Source organism: Curtobacterium sp. UCD-KPL2560, from assembly GCF_001705035.1.
In the GTDB taxonomy this organism is placed as follows: Bacteria; Actinomycetota; Actinomycetes; order Actinomycetales; family Microbacteriaceae; genus Curtobacterium.
The window spans coordinates 1-14,525 of sequence record NZ_MCIG01000078.1; the positions used below are offsets into that span (position 1 = coordinate 1).

General features: G+C 72.9%; 12 protein-coding genes. 2 read left to right on the forward strand and 10 right to left on the reverse strand.

Translation table 11 applies throughout. From position 1 onward, the window contains the following. Positions 1 to 858, reverse strand: an 858-nt coding sequence (locus BEP24_RS13950; RefSeq protein WP_065964441.1) for an ROK family transcriptional regulator, incomplete at its 3' end; no start/stop codon positions are given. A 217-nt stretch (positions 859 to 1,075) separates the two neighbouring features. Here BEP24_RS13950 and BEP24_RS13955 point away from each other — a divergent pair. Together BEP24_RS13955 and BEP24_RS13960 are read left to right on the forward strand one after the other, a co-directional pair. Next, on the forward strand, positions 1,076 to 1,531 hold the full coding sequence (locus tag BEP24_RS13955; RefSeq protein WP_065964415.1) for a GNAT family N-acetyltransferase: 456 nt from the start codon (positions 1,076 to 1,078) through the stop codon (positions 1,529 to 1,531). Next, positions 1,528 to 1,878, forward strand: coding sequence for an MGMT family protein (locus BEP24_RS13960; protein WP_065964418.1), 351 nt, complete (start codon positions 1,528 to 1,530; stop codon positions 1,876 to 1,878). The genes BEP24_RS13955 and BEP24_RS13960 overlap by 4 nt, the downstream gene beginning before the upstream one ends. A 229-nt stretch (positions 1,879 to 2,107) precedes the next feature. On the opposite strand, the gene BEP24_RS13965 is transcribed toward BEP24_RS13960, so the two are convergent. The 9 genes from BEP24_RS13965 to sucC form a co-directional block, all read right to left on the reverse strand. Then, entirely contained in the window at positions 2,108 to 2,866 is a 759-nt protein-coding gene (locus tag BEP24_RS13965; protein ID WP_065964419.1) for a TerD family protein, read from the reverse strand. 25 nt (positions 2,867 to 2,891) lie between these two features. Beyond that, positions 2,892 to 3,314 (reverse strand): DUF805 domain-containing protein, encoded by a 423-nt coding sequence (locus tag BEP24_RS13970; protein WP_065964423.1) that lies wholly within the window; start codon positions 3,312 to 3,314, stop codon positions 2,892 to 2,894. 37 nt (positions 3,315 to 3,351) lie between these two features. Further along, on the reverse strand, positions 3,352 to 5,274 hold the full coding sequence (locus tag BEP24_RS13975; RefSeq protein WP_253181703.1) for an ABC transporter ATP-binding protein: 1,923 nt from the start codon (positions 5,272 to 5,274) through the stop codon (positions 3,352 to 3,354). Beyond that, a complete protein-coding gene (locus BEP24_RS13980; RefSeq protein ID WP_065964425.1) occupies positions 5,271 to 7,109 on the reverse strand; it encodes an ABC transporter ATP-binding protein in 1,839 nt (612 codons plus the stop codon). Before BEP24_RS13980 ends, BEP24_RS13975 begins: the two co-directional genes overlap by 4 nt. A 629-nt stretch (positions 7,110 to 7,738) precedes the next feature. Then, positions 7,739 to 9,373: a bifunctional phosphoribosylaminoimidazolecarboxamide formyltransferase/IMP cyclohydrolase gene (gene purH / locus BEP24_RS13985; protein WP_065964426.1), complete on the reverse strand. Its 1,635-nt coding sequence runs from the start codon at positions 9,371 to 9,373 to the stop codon at positions 7,739 to 7,741. Next, positions 9,370 to 9,963 (reverse strand): phosphoribosylglycinamide formyltransferase, encoded by a 594-nt coding sequence (gene purN, locus BEP24_RS13990; protein WP_065964445.1) that lies wholly within the window; start codon positions 9,961 to 9,963, stop codon positions 9,370 to 9,372. Before purN ends, purH begins: the two co-directional genes overlap by 4 nt. Before the next feature lie 42 nt (positions 9,964 to 10,005). After that, a complete protein-coding gene (locus tag BEP24_RS13995; RefSeq protein WP_065964432.1) occupies positions 10,006 to 12,108 on the reverse strand; it encodes a DUF6350 family protein in 2,103 nt (700 codons plus the stop codon). 142 nt (positions 12,109 to 12,250) lie between these two features. Beyond that, on the reverse strand, positions 12,251 to 13,138 hold the full coding sequence (gene sucD / locus BEP24_RS14000; protein WP_065964433.1) for a succinate--CoA ligase subunit alpha: 888 nt from the start codon (positions 13,136 to 13,138) through the stop codon (positions 12,251 to 12,253). A gap of 11 nt (positions 13,139 to 13,149) precedes the next feature. Next, positions 13,150 to 14,319, reverse strand: coding sequence for an ADP-forming succinate--CoA ligase subunit beta (gene sucC / locus BEP24_RS14005; RefSeq protein WP_065964435.1), 1,170 nt, complete (start codon positions 14,317 to 14,319; stop codon positions 13,150 to 13,152). Positions 14,320 to 14,525 lie beyond the last annotated feature (206 nt).

Here is a 14,525-nt window from a genome sequence, read left to right on the forward strand (position 1 = left end):
CCCCCGCACCGCCCCCACCCGCAGCAGCCGACCGGGTGCCACGGTCGCCCCGACCTCCCCGCGGGAGCCGGACCCCTCGGGCGTCCCGGCGAGGGCACCCTGCTCGACCATGATGTGCCCGGCGTCCCCGGCGTTCGACCCCACCCCGCGGACGGGCTCGTGGTCGATCGCGAGCCCCACGCCGAAGCCGGTGCCGAAGTACACGAAGGCGAAGTTCCGCGCCGAGGACTCCCCCGCCAGGAACATCTCGCCGACCACCGCCGCGGTGACGTCCTTCTCGAGCAGCACCGGGAAGCCCGTGGCCTCGGCGATCGCGTCGCGCAGCGGCACGTCGCGCCACCGGGGCAGGAACGGCGGGTCGAGCACCACGCCGGCGTCGACGTCGATCGGTCCGGGGCTCGCGATGCCGACCCCGAGCACCGCATCGACGTCGACGCCCGCCCCGCCGACGAGCCGTCCGACCGCCGAGGCGATCGTGCGCACGACCTCGGTCGGGTCCTCGGCGGACGGGGTCGAGGTCGTGGACTCCGCGACGACGGACCCGGCCAGGTCGAGGAGCACGTACGTCACGACGGCGGGGTCGACGTGCACGCCGACCGCGAACCGGCTCGAGGCCTCGAGCCGCAGGATCGTCCGGGGCTTGCCGCGTCCGGCGACGACCGTGCCCGACTCGACGATCATCCCGGCGTCGATGAGGAAGCGGGTGACGTTCGACACGGTCTGCGCGCTGAGGCCCGTCCGTGCGGCGAGTTCCACCCGGCTCAGTCCGTCGGGTGAGCGGCGGACGGCGTCGAGCACGACGGTGCGGTTGAAGCCGCCGATCGACGGCATGTTCGCGCCGCGTCGGTGCTCCGCCATGTCCGCGACCCTACCGCGACGGATCAGCCCCTCCAGGACGGACGACGCGCCCGCAGCAGCGACGCCGCCGCCGACACCACCCGCAGCAGCGACGGCCGAGGCGCGACGCCACCGCACCGCCGGATCACCGGCCACCACGACTCCGACACCGCAACGGTGCTGCAACGGTGCCGTCACCGTCCTGGCCCCCGACCGGGTGCACCGATACCCTGACCCCATGTCCGACCTGCGCCTCGTAGAACTCTCCGCGACCACGGCAGCCGCGGCCAACTCCCTGACGCTCAAGCCGGGGCAGGAGGAGTTCGTCCAGCCGACGACCTACGGCGTCGCCGAGTCCGACGTCAAGCCGAGCTCGGCCTGGACCCGTGTCGTCCTCGACGGTGACGAGGTGGTCGGCATGATCATCGGCACCTTCGACGAGGACAACGCCGCCGAGGAGCTCCGCAGCGCGATCTGGCGCGTCAACGTCGCCGCGTCGGCACAGGGTCGTGGCGTCGGTCGCTTCGCAGTGCACGGCCTGGCGGACGAGGCCCGCAGCCGCGGCTTCGAACGGTTGACGGTCGTCTACGAGCCCGGCGGTGAGGTCGGCCCCGAGGCCTTCTTCCGCGCACTCGGCTTCTCGGTGGTCCGCGAGACCCAGTACGGCGACCACTTCGCCTCGCTGACGCTCTGACCGACGACGCGGCCGGCACGCCCGCCCCCGAGGACTTCGGCGCCGCCGTCGCCGAGGTCGTCCGGTGCATCCCGGCGGGCCGGGTGATGACCTACGGCGACGTCGCGGCGGCGCTCGGCTCGCGCGGGTCCCGCGCGGTCGGCAAGGTGATGGCGCACGAGGGCTCCGACCTGCCGTGGTGGCGCGTGGTCCGGTCCGGCGGGCTGCCGCCGGTGCGGCACGAGGCCCGCGCGCTCGAGCACTACCGCGTCGAGGGGACGCCGCTCGTGCAGGGCCGGTCGGCCTGGAGGGTCGACATGCCCCGTGCGCGCTGGTCACCCACCACGGACGCCGACGACCCCTCCTGACACGGCTCGGCGGTCCGGCCGCCGGCCCGGCGCGGCCCGGCACGGTCCGGCCACGGTCGCCGCGTCCCGCGCGGCGCGACGTGCTCCCGCGCAACCAAGAGCACGTCGCACCACGGCGATCCGTGGTGCGACGTGCCTCCGGTTGTGCGCAGCGCGCGACGGCCGACCGCGTCGGACCCGCCCGCCGGGCCCGGCCCGGGCCGGGCTCGGGCCGGGCCGGTCCGGCGCGTCACTTGTAGGCGTTCACCGACCCGGCGTCCATGCGGACGGTGCCGTCGGCCTCGACGACCGGGCGACGCTCGGACCCCGGCTTCGAGTACGCCTCGAGCTTCTCGATCCGGACGTGGTCGCCGTTGGTGATGACGGCGGGCACGCACGTGTAGACCTTGTCGTTCGCGTCGGCGTCGCGCGCGGCGATCTCGACGACGTCACCGGCACCGTTGTCGACGGCCGTGCTCACCTGGTACCGGCGGAACGACCCGGTGCCGTTCGACTGCGCGGAGTACACGACCGGCACGATCCGCGCGATCGAGGGGTTCAGCGTGATGTCGATCACCTCGTCCGCCATGGTCGTCCGACCGGCTCCGCGACGCTCGTCCCCGCGGTGCACGACGGCGCCGTCGGCGGTGCGCGGCGAGGACTTCCGGTCGTCCTTCGTCCCGAACTGCGCCACGGTCTCGACGTGTCCGTCCTGGTACTGCACGAGCGCGAACACGTCGTAGTCGGTGGCGTTCGGCCACGAGATCGTGACGGTGATCGTCGGGGTCTTCGTCAGGCTGACGACCTGCCGCTTCTCGAGGCTGATCCGCCCCTTCGCGAGCCCCAGGTCCGACGCCGGGGCCGAGGCCGCCGCCGCGGTCGTGGCCCCCGCAGCGGTCGCGTCGGGCGCTGCCGCGCCGGGTGCTGCCCCCTCGGGCGTCGTCGTGGTCTTCTTCTTGCCGATGCCGAACATCTGGTCCCCCGGGTCCGTGGTGTGGTCGACGTCCATCCTGCCCGACGACCGCGCTCCGGCGTCAGTCGAACCGCACGCCCTTCGGGTTCGTGGGCAGGAGGAAGAGCACGAACAGCACGATCGAGCCGACGACCGGCAGCACGTGCAGGAACTGCCAGAAGCCGGACAGGTTCGCGTCGTGCAGCCGCCGGGCGCCGAGGGCGAGCGAGCCGACCAGCGTCGCGAGCCCCCACAGCACGAACAGGTACGAGCCGACCGGGTTCTCGAGCATCGGCGCGTCGGGGGTGAACGCCTGGGGTGCGAGCTGCAGCACGAGGCCGATCGCGAACCAGGTGATCCACCACCACCAGAACTCGGAGCGCGAGGCCCGCCCGGTGAAGACGGTGTACTTCCGCCAGAAGCGGCGCAGGGCCTCGGTGAACGGTGCCCCGTAGAAGGGGTCGCGCAGGGCGACGCCGCCGGGCTGCACGCTGTCGTTGCTCATCCCCCAAGACAACCACGTGCGCGCAGCCCGGCGCAGCTCACACGAGCGAGTCCCGCCACGCCGCGTGCAGCTGGGCGAACCGCCCGGAGCCCGCGATGAGGTCGTCGGGCGTGCCGTCCTCGACGATCCGGCCGTACTCCATCACGAGCACCCGGTGGGCGATCGCCACGGTCGACAGCCGGTGCGCGATGATCACCGCGGTCCGGTCGGCGAGCAGCGTCTCGAGGCCCTCCTGCACGAGCCGCTCGGACGGGATGTCGAGCGACGCGGTCGCCTCGTCGAGGATGAGCACCTTCGGGTCGGCGATGAACGCCCGGGCGAACGACAGGAGCTGCCGCTGCCCTGCCGACACCCGGCCACCGCGCTTGTTCACGTCGGTGTCGTACCCGTCCGGGAGCGCCGTGATGAACTCGTGCGCGCCAACGGCCCGGGCGGCCGCCTCGATCTCGGCACGGGTCGCCCCGGGCTTGCCGAGCGCGATGTTGTCCGCCACCGAGCCCGAGAACAGGTACGCCTCCTGCGTCACCATGACGATCGCACGGCGCATGTCCTTCGGGTCGAGGTCCCGCAGGTCGACGCCGTCGAGCTGCACGGAGCCCGTCGTCGGGTCGTAGAAGCGCGCCATCAGCTTGGCGAGCGTCGACTTCCCGGCACCGGTCGACCCGACGAGCGCGATGGTCTGCCCCGCCGGGATGTGGAGGTCGAACTCCGGCAGCACGACCTTGCCCGCGTTGTACGCGAACTCGACCCGCTCGAAGTCCATCTTCCCGGTGGCGTCGGGCAGGCGGACCGGCTTCACCGGGTCCGGCACGCTCGGCCGTTCCTCGAGGACGCCCGAGATCTTCTCCATCGCCGCCGACGCGGACTGGTACCCGTTGTAGAACATCGCGAGTTCCTGCGCGGGGTCGAAGAACCGCTTGGCGTACAGCGCGACCGCGAGCAGCGCGCCGACCTCGAGCGAGCCACCGACGATCCGGAAGCCGCCGACGATGACGACCGCGGCGAGCGTCGCGTTGCCGATGAGCACGAGCACCGGGTCGAACGTCCCGAACAGGTTGAACACCTTCGTGTTCGCCACCCGGTACTGCTCGACGTACCCGCCGTACTCGTCACGGTTGCGGGACTCCTTGCGGAACGCCTGCACCGCCCGGATGCCCGTCATCGTCTCGACGAAGTGCACGATCACCCGCGCCGAGGTGGTGCGGGTGGCGCGGAACAGCGTCTGCGACCGGGTCTGGAACCAGCGGACCAGGAACCACAGCGGCACGAGCGACACCGCGAGCACGAGTCCGGACGTCGGGTCGAGCAGCACCAGGGCGATCGCCGTGAACACCATGTACAGCACGCCCTGGATGAGCTGGTTCAGCCCGGAGTCGAGCAGCTCGCGGATCGAGTCGAGGTCGCTCGTCTGGCGCGAGATGATCCGGCCGGACGTGTACGTCTCGTGGAACTCGAGCGAGAGCCGCTGCGTGTGCAGGAACACGCGCTTCCGCAGGTCGAACAGGATCGCCTGGCTGATCCGGGCCGCGAGCACGGTGTACCAGGCCGTGAGCACGGCGCCGAGGATCGCGACCACGACGTACGTCGCGACGACGCCGAACGCCGGCGTCCAGTCGTCGCGGTCGAGCACCGCGGGCAGGGCGTTGTCGATGCCCCACGCGATGAGCGCGGGGCCGGCGACGGTGCCGGCGGTGGAGACGACCACGACCACGCCGAGCCAGACCAGGCGCAGCTTCAGCGGTGCCGTCAGCGAGCCGAGCAGGGCGAGCGAGCGGCGCCGCAGGCGCTTGCTCTCCGCCTTCGTGTAGTCCTGCCGCTCCTCGCCGCGCACGCCGAGGGTGGTGACGGACGCGGTGATCGGTGCGGCAGTCTGCGTGTCCGCAGCCTCGGCACCGACGGGATCCGTGCCTCCCGGCCCGGCTGCCGTGTCGACGGGCGGGAACTGGTCCTGCTGGGTCATGCCATCGCCTCCTCTCGGGCGGGTGCGTCGTCCTCGTCGAGCGAGGAGATGACGTAGCGGTAGTGCTCGTTGGTGGCCATCAGCTCCGAGTGGGTGCCGACGGCGGTGATCCGGCCGCCCTCCATGAGCGCCACCCGGTCGGCGAGCGTCACGGTGGACGGGCGGTGCGCGACGATGAGCGACGTGGTGTCGGCGAGGACCCGGCGGAGCCCGGCCTCGACCCGCGCCTCGGTGTCGACGTCGAGCGCGGACAGCGGGTCGTCGAGCACGAGGACCGACGGCCGCGCGGCGATCGCGCGCGCGAGCGCCAGGCGCTGCCGCTGCCCACCGGAGAGGGACAGCCCCTCCTCGCCGACGCGGGTGTCGACGCCCTCGGGCAGGTCGTCGACGAAGGACGCCTGCGCGATGTCGAGGGCCTCGCGCATGATCCGCTCGGCCTCGTCCCCGCTGAGGTCCGGACGCCCGAGCAGCACGTTGTCACGCACGCTCGTCGAGAAGAGCGTGGCGTCCTCGAACGCGACGCCGACGTGCCGACGGAGCTCGGCGCGGGTGAGGTCACGGACGTCGACGCCGTCGATCGTGATCGAACCGCCGGTGACGTCGTAGAGCCGCGGGACGAGCGACAGCAGCGTGGTCTTGCCGCTACCGGTCAGGCCGACGAGCGCCATGGTCTCGCCGGGCTGCAGCTGCAGCTCGACGCCGTCGACCAGGTCCGGGTACTCGTCGGTCGCGTCCTGGTACCGGAAGTGCACGTCGTTGAACGACAGCGCACCGTGCGGTTCCGCGATGGTCTTCGGCTCCGCGGGGTCCTGGATCGTGTTCTCGGAGTCCATCACCTCGAAGAACCGGTCGATCGCGGTGCGGGTGTCGAAGGTCATCGACAGGAAGAACCCGATCGACTCGATCGGGAACCGCAGCACGGTCGCGGTCGCGAAGAACGCGAAGAGCTGCCCGACCGTCATCTCGCCCTGGGACGCGAGCCAGATGCCGGCGAGCAGGCACAGCGCGAACGCGACGTCGGGGACGAGCAGCAGCCAGAGCCAGATGCCGGCGATGGCCTTCGCCTTCTCGATCTCGGTGCCGCGGAGCGCCTCGGCCTGCTCGCTGAACTCCTCGAGCTTGCTGCGGCCGCGACCGAACGCCTTGAGCACGCGGATGCCGTGCACCGACTGCTCGACGCTCGTCGCGAGGTCACCGACCTGGTCCTGGCTGCGGCGCGCGACGATCGAGTAGCGGCGCTCGAACAGCAGCGCGGTCACCCAGATCGGGATGCACGCCACCAGGAAGATCACCCCGAGCAGCCACCCGAAGGTGAACAGCACGACGAAGCCGACCGCGATGGTCACGATGTTCACCACGAGCAGGACGACGCCGAACGCCAGCCAGCGACGGATGAGCGACAGGTCGGACACCGAGCGGGACAGCAGCTGCCCGGACTCCCAGCGGTCGTGGAACGACACCGGCAGGTCCTGCAGCTTCGCGTACAGCGCGTTGCGCATGTTCGACTCGATGCGGGTCGAGGGCCGCATCACCAGTCGGCGGCGCGAGGCGATGAAGAACGCCTCGAGGGCGCCGAGTGCGAGCACGGCCAGGCCGGCCGGCCAGATCTGCCCGGCGTCGCCGGTCGACAGCGGGCCGTCGACGAGCCACTGCAGCACGTAGGGGATGGCGAGCGCGACGAGCGAGGCGCCCATCGCGGCGGCCACGCCGCCGATCAGGCGCCCGCGGTACGGGCGCACGTAGGGCATGATGCGCGCGATCGCGCGCAGCGTGGAGGGTCGGTCGGTGGAGGGTCGGACGGTGGACGGGCGCGCCTGGTCGGGCGTCTGGGACATGGGTTGCGTCCTCGTGCATCTGCCGTCCCACCCGGTCGGGTCGTCGGTCCGCCGACGGGTCGCGTCGGTGGGCGTCGGGCCGGCCGGGAGGCACGGTGGGCGTTGCGTGGTGGGCTCCGGCCGGGCGCGTGGTCGCGCCGGCACCGTCACGTGGTGTGACGGCACACGGGCCGGTCGTGCCGGGGGACGTCGGTCCCCCGGGCGTCGAGCGGGCGGTGCGCGCCCGACGACGGGGTCGTCGTGCGCGCGGGGCGTCGGGGGCGCCTGGCTAGACGGCGGCCACGGCCGGGGTCGAGCGCGGCTGGGCCGTGCGGGACCTGGGTCGCGGATCCGGGGTGTTCCCCACGAGGGACACGATCCCCGTCCGGGCAGCCGATGCCACTGTGCCGGTCGTCGTGTCCATCGTCACTCCAGTCGTCGTCTTCGTCACCGTTGTGTCCACGGGACGGCCGATCCACAGGGGATCGTCGGCGTCGGTCGCGGAGCCTTACAGACTATTGACAGTCGCTCGTGCCGCGCAACGGGTCCGGACGAAGTCGTGGTTGATCGACGCGGTGGAAGAACCTGCCGGCGCCCGGTGCCGTCGCCGGGCACAGGCACCGACGCCGCTGCCGGTGCCTGCGTCGGCGTCAGTGGAAGAAGTGCCGCTCGCCCGTGAAGTACATCGTCACGCCGGCCGCCTGCGCCGCCGCGATCACCTCGGCGTCACGGACGCTCCCGCCCGGCTGGGCGACCGCGCGGACCCCGGCGTCGAGCAGCACCTGCAAGCCGTCGGCGAACGGGAAGAACGCGTCGGAGGCGGCGACGCTCCCGGCGGCACGGTCGCCCGCGCGGGTGACGGCCAGGTGGCAGGAGTCCACCCGGTTCACCTGGCCCATGCCGACGCCGACGCTCGCGCCCCGGTCGGCGAGCAGGATCGCGTTCGACTTCACCGCACGGCTGGCCTTCCACGCGAACGCGAGGTCGGCCAGGGTGGCGTCGTCAGCGGGTGCACCGGCGACGAGGTCCCACGTGGACTGGTCGAAGGCCGTGAAGCGGTCGGCGTCCTGCACGAGGAAGCCGCCGGAGACCTGCTTGACCTCGCGGGTCGCGAGGGCGAAGTCGGCCGGCAGGGTGAGCAGCCGGATGTTCTTCTTCCGGGACAGGAGCTCGAGCGCCTCGGGGTCGAACGCCGGGGCGATGACGACCTCGGTGAAGATGTCCGCGACCGTCTCGGCCATCTGCAGCGTGACCGGGCGGTTCGCCGCGATGACGCCACCGAACGCCGAGAGCGGGTCGCACGCGTGGGCGGCGGCGTGGGCCGAGGCGATCGGGTCGACCGCGTCGGCGGGGGCGGTCGCGATGCCGCACGGGTTCGCGTGCTTGATGATCGCGACCGCGGGGGTGTCGAAGTCGTACGCGGCACGGACGGCGGCGTCGGCGTCGACGTAGTTGTTGTACGACATCTCCTTGCCGTGCAGCTGCGTCGCCTGGGCGATGCCCGCTCCCCCGACGGTCGTGTACAGCGCCGCCGCCTGGTGCGCGTTCTCGCCGTAGCGGAGGGTCGCGGCCAGGTCGGCGTCGATCCGCAGGTGCGCGTCGAACGACCCGGGCGTCGCGAGGTCACCGGCGGTCGTCGGGGCCGCGGCCTGCTCGACGACGTCGCTGGCGAAGTACGACGCGACCGCGGCGTCGTACGAGGCGGTGTGCGCGAACGCCTGCGCGGCGAGGCGCTTCCGGAGCGCGAGGCTCGTGCCACCGGCCCGCACGGCCTCGACGACCTCGGCGTAGGAGGACGGCGACACGACGATCGCGACGTTCGGGTGGTTCTTCGCCGATGCCCGGACCATCGCGGGGCCGCCGATGTCGACGTTCTCGACCACGGTCGCGGCGTCGGCACCGGAGGCCACGGTCTCGACGAAGGGGTAGAGGTTCACGACGACGAGCTCGAACGGCGCGATGCCGAGCTCGGCGAGCTGCTGCTCGTGCGACGCCAGCCGCAGGTCGGCGAGCAGCCCGGCGTGCACGGCGGGGTGCAGGGTCTTGACGCGGCCGTCGAGCGACTCCGGGAACCCGGTCACGCTCGACACGTCGGTCACGGCGTACCCGGCGTCGCGGATCGTCTGCGCGGTGCTGCCCGTCGACACGAGCTCGACCCCGGCGTCGGCCAGGGCACCTGCGAGCTCCAGTAGCCCGCTCTTGTCGCTGACCGAGACGAGGGCGCGACGCACGGGGACGACGTCGCGGTGGCGGTAGAGGCTGGGGTCGGCGGCGTGCACGCTCATGCGCTCGGGGGGCCCTTCAGGTCGGTGGTGCCGGTGGCGATGTCGAGGACGGTCTGGATGAGCAGGCGACGCTCGACCGGCTTGATGCGGTCGTGCAGCGTCGACTCGGTGTCGCCCGGCAGCACCGGGACGCGTTCCTGGGCCAGGATCGGGCCGGTGTCCACACCGTCGTCGACCTGGATGACGCTCGCGCCGGTCTGCTCGACCCCGGCGGCGAGGGCGTCCCGGACGCCGTGCGCGCCGGGGAACTCGGGCAGGTACGCGGGGTGCGTGTTGATGATCGCCGGGGCGAACTCGGACACCACGGCGTGGGGCAGCAGGCGCATGAGGCCGGAGAGCACGAGCAGGTCGGGCGACCACGGGCGGATCTGGGCGGCGAGCTCGGCGCCCCACTCCTCGCGCGAGGCGTACCGCGAGAACGGGACCGTGAAGGTCGGGATGCCGAACTCCTCGCCGAGCCCGAGGCCCTCGGCGTCACGGTCGGCCCCGATCGCGACGACGCGGGCGGGGTACTCGGCAGCGGTGGTCGCCTGGAGCAGGGCCCGCAGGTTCGACCCGGTACCGGAGATCAGGACGACCAGTTCGAGCACGGACACCAGCCTAGCGGCGCAGGACGACGCGGCGTGGCGCGGCTACGCGTCGCGCTTCGGACGACGCCACCAGGGCAGTTCGTCCTCGGCGATCTGGTCGGTCGCGTCCCAGTTCGAGCGGCCACCGGTCGGCGCCGGACGTGCGGGGTCGCCGTGGTCGCGTCGGCCGCCCGTCCCGTCCTGCCCGTCCTGCGCACGCTGCTCGTCCGGGACGTCGACGCCGGTGTCGTCCCGCCCTCCGACGAACTCCTCGGTGCTCCACGGGAACGCGGGCTGGGGCTCGGTGCCCGGGGCGTGCGGCAGCGGCTCGGCGTCCTGCTCGGGGAGTGCGGCCCGGTCGGGTGCGCCCGCTCCGGGCACGCGGTCGCGCAGGCCACGCAGGTCGGCGGCGCTCGATCGGACCCCGTCGGCCGCACCACGGAGGCGGTCGCGCAGGTTGCTCACGGCTCCGCGCGGCGAGTGCGAGGCGCGGTCGATCGGGGCAGCGACCGGGGCGACGCGCTCCGCGGCGACCACGTCGGTGCGGGCCCAGTCCGGCAGCGGGACGTCGTCGGGCTCCGCCACGGGCGTGGACGAGGACGGCGACGCGGGGGCGGACGCGGACGGCGACGCGGGGCGCGCTGCCACGGGCTCGGCGGGGACGGGCGGGGCGGTGACGGGCTCGTCGGTGATGGGCTCGGTCACCTGCCCGGCCAGGACCGGGTCGACGGCCCCGGGGTCGTCGACGGGCGCATCGGGGTGGTCGACGTGCGTGGACGAGTCGTGCGCCTCCCGCACGACGAAGCGGTGCGGCTCGCCGGCGCGACCGGCCCCGGCCTCGTCGAGGGCGGCGACGAGCGACCCGGCACGGGCGTCCTCGGCGGCCGCGTCGGCATCGGCGCCGTCCGACGCCTCGTGCCAGCGCTCCCGCCCCCAGCCGCCCTCGGGCGTCCGGAGCAGGTCGCTGCCGATCGCGAGGGCGACGACCGCGGGGACGCCGACCTCGAGCGCCGCGAACAGCCCGACGAGCAGCCCGTCCGGACCGGCCTGGGCGAGTCGCCCCGGGCCGACCGACCCCGACGCGATGCCGGTCAGGACGCCGGTGAGCACGCCCGCGACGACGCCCGTGGCGACACCGGCGAGGGCCCGCTGCACCGCCGAGTCCCGGTCGCCGAGCGCCTGCACGAGCCGGGGACGCAGGAGTCCGCCGACGACGAAGCCGGCCACCACGGGCACGAGGACCCAGAGCAGGCCGAAGGTGTGCCCGGACGCCGGCAGGGCGCCGAACACGGGGATGCCCGGGATCGGGCCGAGCACGGTGCCGACCGGCGAGACGCTCGACCCGGAGCCGATCGCGAAGCCGGGGCCGACCAGCCACGCGGTGGCCCACGCGACCAGGTCGGGCAGGAACGCGAGCTGGCCGACGGTCATCGCGATGCCGCCGACGACACCCGCGTGCGAGCGCTCGTACAGGGCGATCACGTCGGCGAACGAGGTGAGCAGCAGCAGGGCGACGACGACCCCGGCGGCCGCGACCACGACGGCCGTCACGATCGTGCCGGCGCGGAGCGCGAAGGCCGCGGTGGTGCGCCATACCCCGGGGATCCGGTCGGTCAGGTCGAGCACGCGCTGCGTCAGCGGGTCGGCCGGCAGGGCGCGACGACGACGGCACACCTCGGAGGTGACGAGCGCCGGGACCGCGAACCAGAGCGCGGGCAGCACGACGGACTGCCACACCACGGGGTGGATCGCGGCGGACGAGGCCGACAGCGCGACGCCGGTGCCGAGCAGGGCGACGCCGACGGTCCCGACGAGCAGGCCGGTGGTCCGGTGGTCGGTCTCGGCGAACCGCCGTCCGGCGCGTCCACCGAGCCAGGCGGTGACGACGGCGAACCCGAGCGCCGCGAGCGTGACGTGCACGTCCCCGGCGGCGCCCTCGACCCCGGCGGCCCCGGCGGCGTCCGCACCGAGCCGGAACGTGACGTCCACACCGTGCCCGACGAGCCAGACGCTGCCCGCGGCCTTCCAGAAGACGTCCCAGTCGACCTGGAGCCCGTACTCGAAGCCCCAGAGCAGGGTCAGCGGCACGAGTGCGATGCCGAGGCCCACGCCGACCGTCACGATCGCCTCGACGGCGGCCAGCAGTGCGGTTCCCAGGCGGTTCATCCGGGCCAGGGTACGTGCCGCCCGTGGTGACGCGGGCGAGCCGCGCGGCACCGGTGGAGACTCACGACCGTCCACAGGCAGACGGGAGGCGCGGTACCGACCGGCACCGCGCCTCCCGTCCGTCCGTGTCGGACGTGCGCCGCTAGCGCGCGGCGACCACCTCGCGCAGCAGCGCGGCCGTCTCGGACGGCGTCTTGCCGACCTTGACGCCCGCGGCCTCGAGCGCCTGCTTCTTCGCCTCGGCGGTGCCGGCGGACCCGGACACGATCGCGCCCGCGTGGCCCATCGTCTTGCCCTCGGGGGCCGTGAAGCCCGCGACGTAGCCGACGACCGGCTTCGTGACGTGCGCCTTGATGTAGTCGGCGGCACGCTCCTCGGCGTCGCCGCCGATCTCGCCGATCATCACGATGGCCTCGGTCTCCGGGTCGGCCTCGAACGCGGCGAGCGCGTCGATGTGCGTCGTCCCGACGACCGGGTCGCCGCCGATGCCGATGGCGGTCGAGAAGCCCAGGTCACGCAGCTCGTACATCATCTGGTAGGTCAGGGTGCCCGACTTCGACACGAGACCGATCGGACCCTTGCCGGTGATCGTCGCCGGGGTGATGCCGACGAGCGACTCCCCCGGGGTGATGATGCCGGGGCAGTTCGGCCCGATGATGCGGGTCTTCCCGCCGAGCGCCTTCGCGTGCGCCCAGAACGCCGCGGAGTCCTGCACGGGGATGCCCTCGGTGATGACGACGACGAGGGGGACCTCGGCGTCGATGGCCTCCATCACGGCGTCCTTCGCGAACGCCGGCGGGACGAAGACGATCGAGACGTCGGCACCGGTGGTGTCGACGGCCTCGCGCACCGAGCCGAACACGGGCAGCTCGACGTCGCCGTGGGTCACGGTGGTACCGGCCTTGCGGGCGTTGACGCCACCGACCACCTGCGTGCCCGCCCCGAGCATGAGCGCGGTGTGCTTCGTGCCCTCGCCGCCGGTGATGCCCTGGACGATGACCTTGGAGTCCTTGGTGAGGAAGATCGACATGGTCAGTCCCTTCAGGCCGCTGCAGCGGCGAGTTCGGCGGCCTTCTCGGCCGCGTCGTCCATGGTCGCGGCGACGGTGACGAGCGGGTGCGCCGCCTCCGCCAGGATCCGACGACCCTCGTCCACGTTGTTGCCGTCCAGGCGGACGACGAGCGGCTTGGTGGCCGCGTCGCCGAGGATGCCGAGCGCGGCGACGATGCCGTTCGCGACGGCGTCGCAGGCGGTGATGCCGCCGAAGACGTTCACGAACACGCTCTTCACCTGCGGGTCGCCGAGGATGACGTCGAGGCCGTTCGCCATGACCTCGGCCGACGCACCGCCGCCGATGTCGAGGAAGTTCGCGGGCTTCACGCCGCCGTGGCGCTCACCGGCGTAGGCGACGACGTCGAGCGTCGACATGACGAGCCCGGCGCCGTTGCCGATCACGCCGACCTGGCCGTCGAGCTTGACGTAGTTGAGGCCGTGCTGCTTCGCCTTGGCCTCGAGCGGGTCCTCGCTCGCGGTGTCCTCGAGCTCGGCGTGGCCCTCGTGGCGGAAGTCGGCGTTCTCGTCGAGCGAGACCTTGCCGTCGAGCGCCAGGATCTGGCCGTCACCGGTGCGGACGAGGGGGTTGACCTCGACCAGGGTGGCGTCCTCACCCGCGAAGACGTCGTAGAGCTTCACGAAGACGCCGGCCACCTGGTCGACGAGCTCGTCCGGGAACCCGGCCTGGCGCGCGATGTCGATCGCCGCTTCCTCGTTGATCCCGGTCAGCGGGTTCACCTCGACACGGGCGAGCGCCTCGGGCTTCTCGACCGCGAGCTGCTCGATCTCCATGCCGCCCTCGACGCTGACGAGCGACAGGTAGGAGCGGTTCGCCCGGTCGAGCAGCACCGAGAAGTAGAACTCCTCGGCGATGTCGGCACCCTGGGCGACCATCACGCGCTGCACGGTGTGGCCCTTGATGTCGAGGCCGAGGATCGCCTGCGCGTGCTCGTACGCCTCGTCGGGCGTCTTGGCGACCTTGACGCCGCCCGCCTTGCCGCGGCCGCCGACCTTCACCTGCGCCTTGACGACGACGACACCGCCGATCTGCTCGGCCGCCGCCTTCGCCTCCTCGGGGGTGTCGGCGATGATGCCCTGCAGCACAGGGACGCCGTAGGACTCGAAGAGGTCCCTGGCCTGGTACTCGAAAAGATCCACGCTGTTCTTCTTCCCGCACGGTTCGTGCGATCGGCATCGGTCGTCCGGTCGCGCTCTCAACGTCGAGGGTCGCTCGATGTCGAGACAACGGCCGCGCCCACCATACCGCCGCCGGGTGGACGGCCCGCGTCCCGCGGGTGTCGGCCGGGAGGCCCGCCCCGCCCCGACGGCCGGCCCACGTCGTCCGGACCGCCGGACAGGAGGCC